The sequence below is a fragment of the Geodermatophilus sp. SYSU D01105 genome (assembly GCF_054050095.1).
The window spans coordinates 58,428-72,117 of record NZ_JBJGYR010000017.1 but is presented as its reverse complement, the minus strand read 5'-3'; the positions used below and the strand labels follow the sequence as shown (position 1 = coordinate 72,117).

The window sequence follows — 13,690 nt, the reverse complement described above, 5'->3', positions numbered from 1 at the left end:
CGCCCACGCCCGGATCGAGGAGGCTGGTCCGTTGACGCTGGTACAGCACCCCCCGCCGCCTGCGCAGGCCGCCACGACGGCAGGGGATACTTGGGCGATGATCGCCGGGGCGCGCAGGCGCGAGTCGACCGCCCTCCCCTCGGCCCCGTCGCCGGCCGCCGCGGAGCTCGGCCGCGTCCGCGACGCGGTCTCCACCGCGCTCGCGGGTTTCCTCGACGTCCAGCGGGAGACGCTGGCCGCGATGGACCCGGCGCTGGTGACCGTCGCCGACGAGGTCCGGGCCGTGGCCGACGGCGGCAAGCGGCTGCGCCCGCTGTTCGCCTACTGGGGCTGGCGCGGCGTCCGCGACGAGGGCCCCGCCGAGGACGACGCCGCGGTGCTGCGGGCGGTCGCCGCGCTGGAGTTCGTGCACGCCAGCGCCCTGGTGCACGACGACGTCATGGACGGCGCCCTGACCCGCCGCGGCCGCCCGGCCACCCACGTCGGCTTCGCCACCCGCCACGGCGAGGGCCGGCTGACCGGTGACGGCGAGGCGTTCGGGGTCGGCGCGGCGATCCTCGTCGGCGACCTGGCGCTGGTGTGGTCCGACGAGCTGCTGCGCCGCTCGGGCCTCTCCCCCTCCGCGCTCGGCCGGGCCCGGGCCGTCTGGGACACGATGCGCACCGAGGTCACCGCCGGCCAGTACCTGGACCTGCTGCGCGCCGCCGGGGGGCTGCCCGGCGCCCAGGGGGCGCTCACCGTCGCCCGCTACAAGAGCGCCGGCTACACCGTGCAGCGGCCGCTGCAGCTGGGCGCGGCCATCGCCGGCGCCGAGGCGTGGGCCGCCGACGTCTACACCGCGATCGGGCTGCCGCTCGGCGAGGCGTTCCAGCTGCGCGACGACGTCCTCGGGGTGTTCGGCGACCCGGCGGTGACCGGCAAGTCGGTCGACGACGACCTGCGCGAGGGGAAGCAGACGCTGCTGGTGGCGCTGACCGAGGAGGCCACGGACGCTGGGGGACGCCGGCTCCTGGCCGAGCTGCTCGGCAACCCCGACGCCACCCCCGCGGACTTCGACGCGCTCCGCGACCTGATGGAGGTCACCGGCGCCCGGGCCCAGGTCGAGGAGCGCATCGCCGACCGCACGGCGCTGGCCCGGACGGCGATCGCCGAGGCTCCGCTGGCCGAGGACGCCCGCGCCGCGCTGGACGCGCTCGCGGTGGCCGCGACCAGCCGCACCGCCTGATGGTCCGCGCCGTCCCCGGGCCGACCGACCGCGTGGTCGTCGTCGGCGCCGGGCTGGCCGGGCTGTCGGCGGCGCTGCGGCTGCGCGGCGCCGGCCGCGAGGTCACCGTGGTCGAGCGCGGCCCGGGCCCCGGCGGCCGGGCGGGCCGGGTCGAGGAGCGCGGCTACGCCCTGGACACCGGCCCCTCGGTGTTCACCGCGCCGGAGCTGCTCGCCGACACCCTCGCCGCGGTCGGCGAGAAGCTCGACGACCGGCTGACGCTGGTGCCGCTGGAGACCACCTACCGGGCGCAGTTCGCCGACGGCTCGCACCTGGACGTGCACGCCGACGTCGACGCCTTCGCCGCGGAGGTCGAGGCGCTGTGCGGGCCGGCCGAGGCCGCCGCGCTGCGCCGCTACCTCGCCGACCTGGCCACCCTCTACCGGCTGCAGCTGGACACCTTCATCGACCGCAACCTCGACACCCCGCTGGACCTGCTCGGGCCCGAGCTGGTCGCCCTCGTCCGGCGGGGTGGCTTCGGCCGGCTGTCCGACCACGTCGCCCGGTTCTTCACCGACGACCGGCTGCGTCGGCTGTTCAGCTTCCAGGCCCTGTACGCGGGGGTCAGCCCGTACCGGGCGATCGCCGCCTACGCGGTCATCGCCCAGCTCGACATCGGCGCCGGCGTGTGGCACCCGGTGGGCGGGATCGCCGCCGTCCCCCGGGCCCTGGCCGCGGCCGCGGCCGACGCCGGGGTCGCCTTCCGGTACGGCACGGCCGTCGAGCGGCTCGACGGCTCCGGACGGCGGGTCACCGGCGTGGTGCTCGACGACGGCGAGCGACTGCCGGCCGACGCGGTCGTCGTGACCGTCGACCGGCCCGAGCGGCTGGTGCCGGGGTCCGCGCGGCGCCGGCGACCGGTGTACTCGCCCTCCTGCGTGGCGCTGCACGTCGGCGTCCGGGCCGAGCTGCCCAGGCAGGCCCACCACACGATCAGCTTCGGCGCCGCCTGGCGGGAGGTCTTCGACGAGCTGACCCGCGCCGGCCGCCCCATGACCGATCCCAGCCTGCTGGTCTCCATGCCCTCGGTGACCGACCGGAGCCTCGCCCCCGAGGGCGGGCAGGTGCTCAGCATCGTGGCGCCCACCCCCAACCTCGACCCGCACAGCGGCGGCAACCCCGACCTGGACTGGACGACGCTCGGCCCCCGCTACCGCGAGGAGGTCCTGGCCACGCTCGAGGCCCGGGGCTGGACCGGGCTGACCGGCGCGATCGAGGTGGAGCACGTGGACACGCCGCTGACCTGGGCCGCGCAGGGCATGGCCGCCGGGACGCCGTTCGCCCTGGCCCACACCTTCGGGCAGACCGGGCCGTTCCGGACACCGACCCTCCCCCGCCGCGGTCCCGAGAACGTCGTCCTCGCCGGGTCGTCGGTGCAGCCGGGCGTCGGCGTGCCGATGGTCGTCATCAGCGGCCGGCTGGCCGCGGAGCGGATCACCGGATGACCGTCGTCGAGCCGCCGCGGTCGCGGGAGGAGCAGCAGGCGCGCCTGGACGCCGCCTACCGGCACTGCGCCGCGATCGCCGCCCGGCACGGCAAGAGCTACCACCTGGCCACCCGGCTGCTCACCGCCGACCGCCGTCCGGCCGTCCACGCCCTCTACGCCGCCGCCCGCACCGCCGACGACCTCGTCGACCACCCCGGCGCCGACCCGGCCGGCGACCTCGCGGCATGGTCGCGGGCGGTGCTGGCCGAGCTGGAGGCCGGCTGGTCCGACGACCCGGTGCGCCTGGCGCTGGTGCACACCTACCGCCGGTACGCGATCCCGGTGGAGCACCTGGTCGACTTCCTCGCCGCGATGACCAGCGACCTCGAGGTGACCGGTTACGCCGACATGGACGCCCTCGACCGGTACATGTGGGGCTCGGCGTCGGTGATCGGCCTGCAGGTGCTCCCGGTGCTCGGCACGGCGCCGGGCGTGCGCCGCGAGGAGGCCGCACCGCACGCCATCGCGCTGGGCGAGGCGTTCCAGCTGACCAACTTCCTGCGCGACGTCGCCGAGGACGTCGACCGCGGCCGGGTCTACCTGCCCGCCGACCTCATGGCCGCGCACGGCGTCACCCGCGAGCAGCTGGAGGCCAAGCGGTACGACGCGGCCTTCCGCGAGCTGATGCGGGAGATGGTGGCGATCGTGCGCCGCCGCTACGACGACGCCGCCCCCGGGACGCCGATGCTCGCGCCGGAGTCCCGCGACTGCGTGCGCGCGGCCACCGCCCTCTACGGCGGCATCCTCACCGAGATCGAGCGGGCCGACTACCGGGTCCTCGACCGGCGGGTCCGGGTGTCCAGGCCGCGCCGCCTGGCGGTGTTCGCCCGCCGGTTGACCGCCGCCCAGCTGGCCAGGGTGAGGGTCACCATGGCGAAGCCGAACAGCAGGTCCTCGACGGGGGCGTAGGCGATCCGCGGCCCCCAGATGGCCCCCGGGTCGTAGGTGACCACCTGCAGCCCGGTGAGCACGCCGTTCATGAGCAGCTGGAAGGCGACCACGATCGCGTAGGCCACCCAGAACACCCGCCGGGTGACCATGCGGGTCCGGTAGACGGTCAGGTCGACGACGAGGACGGCGACCACCGCGACCACGGCCAGGGTCGAGTAGCTCACCGGTCGGCCTCCTCGGCGGGGTACCCGGCGTCCCACCCGGTCACCCTCCGCACCGCCTCCAGGGCCAGCACCGAGCACAGCGGGACGACGAGGAAGAACAGCACCTCCTCGACCGGGATGCCGCCGGGCAGCCGGACGCCGAGGGTGAGCTCGTCGGAGTAGTCCCAGTGGCCCTGCGCGATCGCGTAGAGCACCCAGACCACGAAGACGACGAACTCGGGCAGCACCGCCAGCAGCAACCGCCGCCAGCGGGCGTACACGCGCACCCGCAGCACCAGCTCCAGCGGCGCGGTGACGACCAGGCAGCCGGCCAGCAGCGCCAGGTACGTCAGGGAGCCCACGGGCCGGTCAGAACGCCAGCGCCTGGGCCCGGCGGGTGACCTCGGTGTGCCGGTCGCTGCGCAGTGCCTCGACGGGGGTGCCGGGCAGCGACTCGTCGGCGCGGAAGAGCCACTCGAACACCTCCTCGTCGCTGTAGCCGCCGTCCCGCAGGACGGTGATCAGGCCCGGCAGGTGCTTGAGGACCGCGCCGTCCCGGAAGAAGTCGGCGGGGATGCGGCTGTTGCCGCTGCCGGGGACGGCGAGGATCTTGCGCTCGCGCAGCAGCTGCCGGACCCGGTTCGGCGAGACCCCCAGTACAGCGGCGACCTCCGCGGGGGTGAACGTCTCCATAGGCTCCGAGCCTATGGCGCGCGAGCAGCGGACACCCCCGGCACCCGCCCTGCCGGGCCAGCGCCGTTCCGGCGAGGCGCCGGACGACGGTCCCGGCCCCGACCTGCTCGACCTCGCCGCGCTGGAGGCCCGGGCGAGGGAGCTGCTGCCCGCCGACGTCGCCGACTACTACGCCGGCGGCGCCGAGGGCGAGGTCACCCTGCGCGAGGCGCCGGCCGCGTGGCGGTCCTGGCGGCTGCGGCCCCGGGTGCTGCGCGGCCCCACCGCGGTCTCCCTCGCGACCACGCTGCTGGGCAGCGAGGTCGCGACACCGGTCGGCGTGGCGCCGTGGGCCTACCAGGCGATGGCCTCCCCCGAGGGGGAGCGCGGCACGGCCGAGGGGGCGGCGGCCGCCGGCGTCCTGATGACCGTCTCGACCTCGGCGAGCACCGGGCTGGCCGAGGTCGCCGCCGCCGCGCCGGACGCGCCCAAGTGGTTCCAGCTCTACCGGGTGCACTCCCCGGCCCACACCGACGACCTCGCCCGCCGCGCCCGCGCCGCCGGTTACCGCGCGCTGGTGCTCACGGCGGACATGCCCGTCTACGGGCGGCGGCTGCGCGACCTGCGGGCGGCCTTCGCCCTGCCGGCCGACCACCCCCTGCCCAACCGCCCCGGGACCGGTGACCCCGCCGACGTCCCCGTCTGGACCTTCGACGACATCGGCCGCTTCGCCGACCTCTCCGGCCTGCCGGTGGTCGTCAAGGGCGTGCTGCGCGGGGACGACGCCGCGCGGTGCGTCGCGGCCGGGGCGGCGGCGGTGTGGGTGTCCACCCACGGCGGCCGGCAGGCCGATCCGGTGGTGGCCAGCGCGCACGCCCTCCCCGAGGTTGTCGAGGCGGTCGGCGGCGAGGCGGAGGTGTACGTGGACGGCGGCATCCGCGCGGGCTCCGACGTCCTCACCGCCCTCGCCCTGGGCGCCCGCGCCGTGTTCGTCGGCCGGCCGGCGGTGTGGGGCCTGGCGACCGGCGGCGCCGCAGGCGTGGCCCGCGTGCTGGCGGGACTGAGCGCCGAGCTGGCGCACACGATGGCGCTGTGCGGCGTGGCCGACGCCACCGCCGTCCCGCGGGACACGGTGACCGAGGCCCGCGGGACCCGCCGGTAGGATCGCGGTGGGGCCGTGACTGGCGCATCGAGGTGGGACCGACCACCGGGGAGCGGCCCGCACCACCCCGCCGGGCGCCTGGGCACCTCCTGACTCGACACCCGCGCTGGAGCCCCCCATGACGGACGCGACCGCCTCCTTCGACGCCGCCACCGCCTCGGCGGCCTACCGCAGCGCCCTGCAGGTCATCGGGGCCGTCGAGCCCCGCGTGGCCGATGCGATCGGCGCCGAGCTCGCCGACCAGCGCAGCTCGCTCAAGCTGATCGCCAGCGAGAACTACGCCAGCCCCGCCGTCCTGCTGACGATGGGCAACTGGTTCAGCGACAAGTACGCCGAGGGCACGGTCGGGCACCGCTTCTACGCCGGGTGCCAGAACGTCGACACCGTCGAGGCGCTGGCCGCCGAGCACGCCCGCGAGCTGTTCGGCGCCCCGCACGCGTACGTGCAGCCGCACTCGGGCATCGACGCCAACCTGGTGGCGTTCTGGGCGGTCCTGGCCACCCGGGTCGAGTCCCCCGCGCTGGAGAAGGCCGGCGTCCGGCACGTCAACGAGCTCACCGACTCCGACTGGTCCGAGCTGCGCCACGCGCTGGGCGACCAGCGGATGCTGGGCATGTCCCTGGACGCCGGCGGCCACCTCACCCACGGCTTCCGCCCGAACATCAGCGGCAAGATGTTCGAGCAGTCCTCCTACGGCACCGACCCGGAGACCGGCCTGCTCGACTACGACGCCGTCCGGGAGCGGGCGCGGGAGTTCCGCCCGCTCATCCTCATGGCCGGCTACTCCGCCTACCCGCGCCGGGTCGACTTCGCGAAGATGCGCGAGATCGCCGACGAGGTCGGCGCGACCCTGGTCGTCGACATGGCGCACTTCGCGGGGCTGGTCGCCGGGAAGGTGTTCACCGGCGACTTCGACCCGGTGCCGCACGCGCACGTGGTCACCACCACCACGCACAAGTCCCTGCGCGGCCCGCGCGGCGGCATGGTGCTGGCCCAGCCGGAGTTCGCCGACGCCGTCGACCGGGGCTGCCCGATGGTGCTCGGCGGCCCGCTGCCGCACGTCATGGCCGCCAAGGCGGTCGCGTTCGCCGAGGCCCGCCGTCCGGAGTTCGCCGGCTACGCGCAGGCGGTCGCCGACAACGCGATCAGCCTCGCCGAGGGCCTGACCCGCCGCGGGGCGCGCCTGGTCACCGGCGGCACCGACAACCACCTGGTGCTCGTCGACGTCTCCGGCTTCGGCCTCACCGGGCGGCAGGCGGAGTCCGCGCTGCTGGACGCCGGCATCGTGACCAACCGCAACGCGATCCCGGCCGACCCCAACGGCGCCTGGTACACCTCCGGCATCCGGCTGGGCACCCCGGCCCTGACCACCCGCGGGTTCGGGGCGGCCGAGTTCGACCGCACCGCCGAGCTGATCGTCGACGTCCTGTCCGGCACCTCCCCCACCGCCACCCGGGACGGCTCGCCCTCCAAGGCGAGGTACGCGACCACCGACGGCCTGGCCGACCGCACGCGCGACGCGGCGGCCGAGCTGCTCGAGCGGCACCCGCTCTACCCGGGTCTCGACCTGTAGGAGGACCCCGGGGGACCGGCTCGTTGACCTCGTCGGACGGGCCGGGGGTGGTGGGTGTGACGGGTGAACCGCCACACCGGTCACACCCGCGTGTAGGCGCGGCGAACAGCTCCGTCACTCCTACACTCGACCGGGTGGACACCGCCGTGACCGACCCCGTGGTCGGCCTCGTCCTGGAGGGGCGTTACCACCTCCAGGAGCGGCTGGCCCGCGGCGGCATGTCGACCGTCTACGCCGCGCAGGACCTGCGGCTGCACCGGACGGTCGCGGTCAAGGTCATGGCCGAGCACCTGGCCCACGACCCGACGTTCGTCGGCCGGTTCACCCGCGAGGCGCGGGCCGCGGCGATGCTCAGCCACCCCAACGTCGTCTCGGTCAGCGACCAGGGCAGCGACCAGGGCCTGGTGTTCCTCGTCATGGAGCTGGTGCGCGGCCGCACGCTGCGCGACCTGCTGCAGGCCCGCGGCCGGCTCACCATCGGCGAGGCGTTCGCCGTCCTCGAGCCGGTGCTGTCCGGGCTGACCGCGGCCCACCGAGCGGGCATCGTGCACCGCGACATCAAGCCGGAGAACGTCCTCATCGGGTCCGACGGCGTGGTGAAGGTGGCCGACTTCGGCCTCGCCCGCGCCCTGACCGGCACCGGCCAGACCAGCCACACCGGCGGCGTCCTCATCGGCACGGTCGCCTACCTCTCCCCGGAGCAGCTCGAGCGCGGCAAGGCCGACGCGCGCAGCGACGTCTACGCCGCCGGGGTCGTCCTCTACGAGATGCTCACCGGTCACCCGCCCTACGGCGGGGACACCCCGCTGGCGGTGGCCTACCAGCACGTGCACCACGACATGCCGACCCCGTCGGACGAGGTCCCCGGCATCCCGTGGGAGGTCGACGACCTCGTGGCCCGCACCACCCGCCGCGACCCGGTCCTGCGGCCCCTGGACGCCGGGGCGTTCCTCGCCGACCTCGAGGACGTGCGCCGCGACCTGGGCATCGAGCGGGTGCCCGTGCCCACCGGCCGCAGCACCGCCGGCCCGGACACCCTCCGCCCCACCAACCGGCCCATCCGGCCGCGGCACCCCAGCGACCCGGGCCGCGACGGCGACCCCCGCACCGAGGTGCTCGGGGTCAACGGCACCCGGCCCGGCCGCGGCGGCCGCACCTCGATGCTGCCGGGGATGGGCGCCGGCCCCACCACCGACGTCGGCGGGCGCCGCCCCGGGCTCGAGCGCACCCGTCCCGGCGTGCCCCAGCACATCCGCCGCCGCCGGGCCCGGTTCGCCGCCGCGCTGGTCTTCCTGCTCACGGTCACCATCGGCGCGGTCGGCTGGTGGCTGGGTTCGGGCCGCTGGACGACGGTGCCCCAGCTGGTCGGCAAGGACCAGGCCGCCGCGGTCGACCTGCTGCAGCAGGCGGGACTGGACCCCGACTGCTGCGAGGAGCAGTTCAGCGAGGACGTCGCCGAGGGTGTGGTCATCTCGGCCGACCCGGACGGTGGCGAGGCGATCCGCGGCACGGACGTGTCGCTCGTCGTCTCCAAGGGCCCGGAGCGGTTCGAGGTCGACCCCGAGATGGTCGGCCGGCCGCAGGACGAGGTCCTGGCCGAGATCGACGACACCATCCCGGTCGTCGTCGAGGTCCAGCAGGACTACGACAACAAGATCCCGGTCGGCCACGTCACCGGCTTCGACCCCGAGATCGGCACCGAGCTCAAGCGCGGCCAGGCGCTCGTCGTCTACGTCAGCCGCGGCCACGAGCCGGTGACGGTCCCCGCCCTCGTCGGCCTCTCACCCGAGGAGGCGACCGCCAACCTCGAGGCGCTCGGCTTCACCGTCGAGCAGTCCGAGGGGCGCAGCGCCGACGTCGACCGCGGCGAGGTCATGGCCGTCGACCCGGCCAGCGGCCAGAAGGCGCCCTACGAGAGCACCGTGACGATCCAGGTCTCGGTCGGCCTCCCGCAGGTCACCGTGCCCGACGTGGTCGGCAAGAGCCAGCAGGAGGCCACCGCCCTCCTCGAGGCGGCCGGACTGCAGGTCAAGGTCAACCAGTTCTTCGGCGACCGGGTGCTGAGGCAGAGCCCCGGGGCCGGCGAGGTGGTCGACACGGGGACCTCGGTGACCATCCTGGTGACCTTCGGATAGGACTGAGGACGCTGCGTACTCCTGCGGGTGTGCCGCCGATCGGCGCGCACATCCAGATCAAGGGCGGGCTGGCCAGGGGCGGCCTGGCCTACACCGACGCCGTCGCCGCGCGGGCCGTGCAGGTCTTCGTCGGCAACCCGCGCGGCTGGAAGCTGACCGCGGGCGACCCGCGGCAGGACGCGCTGTTCGTCGAGGGCTGCGCCGAGCGCGGGGTGCCCGCCTTCATCCACACGCCGTTCCTGGTCAACGTCGGCTCCCCCACCGAGGCGACCGTCGAGCAGTCGATCGCCAGCATCGCGCACAACCTGGCCCGGGGCGCCCAGCTCGGCTGCCGCGGCGTGGTGGTGCACGCCGGCTCGGCCGTGGGCGAGGACCGCTACGAGGACGCGCTGCGCCAGCTGCACGAGCGGCTGCTCCCCGTCCTCGAGGCCGCCCCGGCCGACGGCCCGCGGCTCCTGGTCGAGCCGACCGCAGGCGGCGGGAAGTCCCTCGCCGCGACCGTCGAGGACCTCGGCCCGTACCTGGCGGCGCTGGAGCACCACCCGCTGGTCGGCGTCTGCTTCGACACCTGCCACGCGTGGGCGGCCGGCCACGACCTCTCCGTGCCCGGCGGGATGACCGCGACGCTCGACGCGCTGGAGGCCACCGTGGGGCGGGGCCGGCTGGGCCTGGTGCACGCCAACGACTCCCTCGACGAGTGCGGGTCCAAGCGGGACCGGCACACCACCATCGGCGCGGGCACCATCGGCGGCGGCGCGTACGGCACCGGCCCGTTCGCCGAGCTCCTGGCCCACCCGTCGATGACCGGCGTCCCGGTCGTCGTCGAGACCCCCAGCGAGAAGGACGGCGTCGCGTGGGCCGGGCACGCGGCCGACATCGCGCTGCTGTGCTCGCTGCGCGACGGCACCGCCGAGGACCGGGCCCCCGCCGCCTGAGCCCGGTGGCGGCGATGCGACGGATGTCCCGGTACGAATCCGTCCGGTGGCGGTTGGCACACAGGTGAGGCTCGGCTAACTTAGGGGTGCCTTTCCTTCCCCTGCCCCCGGGAGTGCCGCGCGTGTACGTCTGCATCTGCTTCGCCGTGAGCGAGGCCCAGCTCGCCGACGCCATCGCCGACGGCGCCCGCACGGAGGAGGAGGTCGGCGACGCCTGCGCGGCAGGCACCGGGTGCGGCAGCTGCCTGGACCGCATCTGCGACCGGCTGCGCGCCGCGGACCCCCTGCACGGCCTGGAGCTCCGCGAGCCCGCCGCCTGAGGCCAGGCTGCCCATGGCAAGGTCGACCTGAGTCGGATGGACCCTCCCGGCCCCCGCTAGCCTCGGCCGCAACCGAGCCGAGGAGGAGTGCCATGCACGGCGACGCACGGGTCATCGAGTACCTGAACGAGCAGCTGACCAGCGAGCTGACCGCCATCAACCAGTACTTCCTGCACGCCAAGATGCAGGCGAACTGGGGCTACAACAAGCTGGCCAAGCACACTCGCGACGAGTCCATCGAGGAGATGACCCACGCGGAGCGGCTCACCGACCGCATCCTCTTCCTCGAGGGACTGCCGAACTACCAGAAGCTGCTGCCGCTGCGGATCGGGCAGAACATCCGCGAGCAGTTCGAGTCGGACATGGCGATCGAGGTCGAGGTCCTGGCCCGGCTGCGCGAGGCGATCCCCTACTGCGAGTCGGTCGGCGACCGGGTGAGCAAGAACCTGTTCGAGTCGATCCTCAAGGACGAGGAGCACCACATCGACTACCTCGAGACCCAGCTGCACCTGCTCGACACCCTCGGCGAGCAGCTGTACCTGGCCGGCCAGATCGAGCACCCGACGCCCGGCGACCACGCCGAGTAGCCCCACCCGCGCGACGGGCCCGCACCCTCGAGGGGGTGCGGGCCCGTGGCGTCTGCTCGCCGGGTGCGCGGTGTCGGCTCGGAGGCCGACGGTGTCACACCAGGCCGGCGAGGACGTCCGCGGCGCGGTCGATGCCGGCCCGGTCGACGTCGAGGTGGGTGACCAGCCGGATCCGGCGGGGGCTGACCTGGGAGACGAGCACCCCCCGTGCCTTCGCCGCCTCGGCGACCACCGGCGCGGCCACGTCGTCGAGCACGACCATGTTGGTCTCGACCGTCGCCGGGTCGACGCCGAGCCGCTTGGCCAGCAGGCGGGCGTGCTCGTGGTCCTCGGCCAGGCGGCTCAGGTGGTGGTCGAGGGCGTGGGTGCAGGCGGCGGCCAGCACGCCGACCTGGCGCATGCCGCCCCCGAGCCGCTTGCGCCACAGCCGCGCGGTGGCGATCCGCTCCGCCGAGGCCACGAGCACCGACCCGACCGGCGTCCCGAGGCCCTTGGAGAAGCAGACCGACGCCGTGTCGGCCAACTGGCCGTAGGTGGCGAGGTCCACGCCCGAGGCGACGTGTGCGTTCCAGATCCGCGCGCCGTCGAGGTGGACGGCGACCCCGGCCTCCCGCGACCACTCCCAGAGCTGCTGCAGCTGGTCGAGCGGCTGCACCAGCCCGCCGCCGCGGTTGTGGGTGTTCTCGACGGCGATGGCGGCGGTGGCCGTCAGGTGCCAGTTGTCCCCGGGCCGCACCTGCTCGATCAGCTGCCCGGCGTCCAGCCGGCCGCCGTCGGACACCACCGTGCGCGTGGAGATCCCGAAGACCGCCGCCGCGGCGCCCATCTCGTAGGTGACCACGTGCGCGTCGGCGTCGCAGAGCACCTCCTGGCCCGGCTCGCAGACCAGGCGCATGCCGATCTGGTTGCCCATGGTCCCCGACGGCACGAAGAGCGCGGCCTCGTGGCCGAACAGCTCCGCCGTGCGCTCCTCGAGGGCGCGGACCGAGGGGTCCTCCTCGTAGACGTCGTCCCCGACCTCGGCCTCGGCCATCGCCCGGCGCATCGCGGCGGTCGGCCGGGTGACGGTGTCCGACCGCAGGTCGACGAGCCCGGACGCCGCTTCAGCCACGGAGCATCTCGGCGACCAGGAACGCCAGCTCCAGGGACTGGCCGGTGTTCAGCCGCGGGTCGCAGGCCGTCTCGTACCGGCTGTTGAGGTCCTCGTCGCTGATCTCCATCGCGCCGCCGAGGCACTCGGTGACGTCCTCACCGGTCAGCTCGACGTGGATGCCGCCCGGCCAGGTGCCCAGCGCCCGGTGCACGTCGAAGAACCCGAGGACCTCGTCGACGATCCGGTCGAAGTGCCGGGTCTTGTACCCGGTGGAGGACTCGTGGGTGTTGCCGTGCATCGGGTCGCACTGCCACACGACCTGGTGGCCGCTGGCGGTGACCTTCTCCACGATGGGCGGGAGGACGTCGCGGATCTTCCCGTTGCCCATCCGGCTGATCAGCGTCAGCCGGCCCGGGACGCCGTCCGGGTCGAGCCGCTCGACGAGCTCGGTGGCCTGCTCGGGGGTCGTGCCGGGGCCGATCTTGACCCCGATCGGGTTGGCGATGCGGGAGAAGAACTCCACGTGCGCGCCGTCGAGCTGGCGGGTGCGCTCGCCGATCCAGACGAAGTGTGCCGACGCGGCGTAGGCCCGGCCGTCGTCCACCCGCAGCAGCGCCCGCTCGTAGTCGAGGATCAGCGCCTCGTGGCTGTTGTAGAGCTCCACGCCGCGCAGGGCGGTGTCGTCGACCCCGCAGGCCTTCATGAACGCCAGCGCCCGGTCGATCTCGCGGGCGATCACCTCGTAGCGCACCCCTGCCGGGGAGTTGGCCACGAAGTCCTTGTTCCAGTCGTGCACCGCGTGCAGGTCGGCCAGCCCACCGCGGGCGTAGGCGCGGATCATGTTCATCGCGGCCGCGGCGTTGGCGTACGCGCGCACCAGCCGGTTCGGGTCGGGGATGCGCTTCTCGAGCACCGGCTCGAGGGAGTTGACCATGTCGCCCCGGTAGGAGGGCAGGCCGAGCGCGTCGGTGTTCGACGACCGCGGCTTGGCGTACTGCCCGGCGACCCGGCCCACCTTGACCACCGGCACGCTGGCGCCGTAGGTGAGGACGACGGCCATCTGCAGCAGCGTGCGCGTGGTGCTCTGCAGGTGCGCGTCGGTGTTGAGGTCGAAGGTCTCCGCGCAGTCGCCGCCCTGCAGCAGGAACGCCCGGCCCTGGGCCACCTCGGCCAGCCGCCCGCGCAGCTCGTCGACCTCGCTGGGCGCGACGATCGGGGGGACCGACGAGAGGGTGGAGAGGACGCTGTCCAGCGCGGCGCGGTCGGGCCACTCGGGCTGCTGGGCGGCGGGCAGCTCTCGCCACCGGTCCAGACCGGGGACCAGTTCCGCGGGGTCGGGGAGGGTCACGCTTTCACAGGGTACGGCGGT

The 13,690-nt window shown here is 74.8% G+C and carries 13 protein-coding genes, 1 pseudogene and 1 riboswitch; of the genes and pseudogenes, 9 read left to right on the top strand and 5 right to left on the bottom strand.

Translation table 11 applies throughout. From position 1 onward, the window contains the following. Nucleotides 1–97: 97 nt before the first annotated feature. Genes ACI79I_RS16840 through ACI79I_RS16830 form a run of 3 tightly spaced genes read left to right on the top strand, consistent with a single transcriptional unit; the run spans nt 98 to nt 3,659 of the window. Nucleotides 98–1,225, top strand: coding sequence for a polyprenyl synthetase family protein (locus ACI79I_RS16840; RefSeq protein ID WP_456993470.1), 1,128 nt, complete (start codon nt 98–100; stop codon nt 1,223–1,225). Beyond that, on the top strand, nt 1,225–2,709 hold the full coding sequence (gene crtI, locus ACI79I_RS16835) for a phytoene desaturase family protein (RefSeq protein WP_456993469.1): 1,485 nt from the start codon (nt 1,225–1,227) through the stop codon (nt 2,707–2,709). Before ACI79I_RS16840 ends, crtI begins: the two co-directional genes overlap by 1 nt. After that, nucleotides 2,706–3,659, top strand: a complete 954-nt coding sequence (locus ACI79I_RS16830) for a phytoene/squalene synthase family protein (protein WP_456993468.1) — start codon at nt 2,706–2,708, stop codon at nt 3,657–3,659. Before crtI ends, ACI79I_RS16830 begins: the two co-directional genes overlap by 4 nt. Here the strand turns inward: ACI79I_RS16830 and ACI79I_RS16825 are convergent. From ACI79I_RS16825 to ACI79I_RS16815, 3 genes and pseudogenes are all read right to left on the bottom strand, one after another. Then, nucleotides 3,656–3,835 (bottom strand): annotated as a pseudogene (locus ACI79I_RS16825) (lycopene cyclase domain-containing protein); the annotation flags it as partial. The gene ACI79I_RS16830 and the pseudogene ACI79I_RS16825 sit on opposite strands and share 4 nt — an antisense overlap. Before the next feature lie 26 nt (nt 3,836–3,861). Further along, entirely contained in the window at nt 3,862–4,206 is a 345-nt protein-coding gene (locus ACI79I_RS16820; protein WP_456993467.1) for a lycopene cyclase domain-containing protein, read from the bottom strand. Between the two features lie 7 nt (nt 4,207–4,213). Beyond that, nucleotides 4,214–4,537, bottom strand: a complete 324-nt coding sequence (locus tag ACI79I_RS16815) for an Rv2175c family DNA-binding protein (RefSeq protein ID WP_456948392.1) — start codon at nt 4,535–4,537, stop codon at nt 4,214–4,216. Nucleotides 4,538–4,550: 13 nt separating this feature from the next. Here ACI79I_RS16815 and ACI79I_RS16810 point away from each other — a divergent pair, with 13 nt between their 5' ends. The 6 genes from ACI79I_RS16810 (at nt 4,551) to bfr (ending at nt 11,228) form a co-directional block, all read left to right on the top strand. After that, nucleotides 4,551–5,678 carry an alpha-hydroxy acid oxidase gene (locus ACI79I_RS16810; protein ID WP_456993466.1) on the top strand — a complete coding sequence of 376 codons (1,128 nt, stop codon included), beginning with the start codon at nt 4,551–4,553 and terminating at the stop codon, nt 5,676–5,678. 5 nt (nt 5,679–5,683) lie between these two features. Next, a riboswitch (ZMP/ZTP riboswitch) is annotated at nt 5,684–5,769 on the top strand. 27 nt (nt 5,770–5,796) lie between these two features. After that, on the top strand, nt 5,797–7,251 hold the full coding sequence (locus ACI79I_RS16805) for a glycine hydroxymethyltransferase (protein ID WP_456993465.1): 1,455 nt from the start codon (nt 5,797–5,799) through the stop codon (nt 7,249–7,251). Nucleotides 7,252–7,385: 134 nt separating this feature from the next. Further along, entirely contained in the window at nt 7,386–9,386 is a 2,001-nt protein-coding gene (pknB, locus tag ACI79I_RS16800; protein ID WP_456993464.1) for a Stk1 family PASTA domain-containing Ser/Thr kinase, read from the top strand. 29 nt (nt 9,387–9,415) lie between these two features. Continuing rightward, nucleotides 9,416–10,321 (top strand): deoxyribonuclease IV, encoded by a 906-nt coding sequence (locus ACI79I_RS16795; protein WP_456993463.1) that lies wholly within the window; start codon nt 9,416–9,418, stop codon nt 10,319–10,321. Between the two features lie 122 nt (nt 10,322–10,443). Further along, nucleotides 10,444–10,641 carry a (2Fe-2S)-binding protein gene (locus tag ACI79I_RS16790; RefSeq protein WP_456948388.1) on the top strand — a complete coding sequence of 66 codons (198 nt, stop codon included), beginning with the start codon at nt 10,444–10,446 and terminating at the stop codon, nt 10,639–10,641. Nucleotides 10,642–10,733: 92 nt separating this feature from the next. Next, entirely contained in the window at nt 10,734–11,228 is a 495-nt protein-coding gene (gene bfr / locus ACI79I_RS16785; protein ID WP_456993462.1) for a bacterioferritin, read from the top strand. Between the two features lie 94 nt (nt 11,229–11,322). Here bfr and ACI79I_RS16780 read toward each other — a convergent pair whose 3' ends face one another. Next, nucleotides 11,323–12,339: a threonine aldolase family protein gene (locus ACI79I_RS16780; RefSeq protein WP_456993461.1), complete on the bottom strand. Its 1,017-nt coding sequence runs from the start codon at nt 12,337–12,339 to the stop codon at nt 11,323–11,325. Continuing rightward, the gene (locus ACI79I_RS16775) at nt 12,332–13,669 is read right to left on the bottom strand and encodes a class II 3-deoxy-7-phosphoheptulonate synthase (protein ID WP_456993460.1); all 1,338 of its coding nucleotides are present in this window, start codon (nt 13,667–13,669) and stop codon (nt 12,332–12,334) included. Before ACI79I_RS16775 ends, ACI79I_RS16780 begins: the two co-directional genes overlap by 8 nt. Nucleotides 13,670–13,690: the final 21 nt, after the last annotated feature.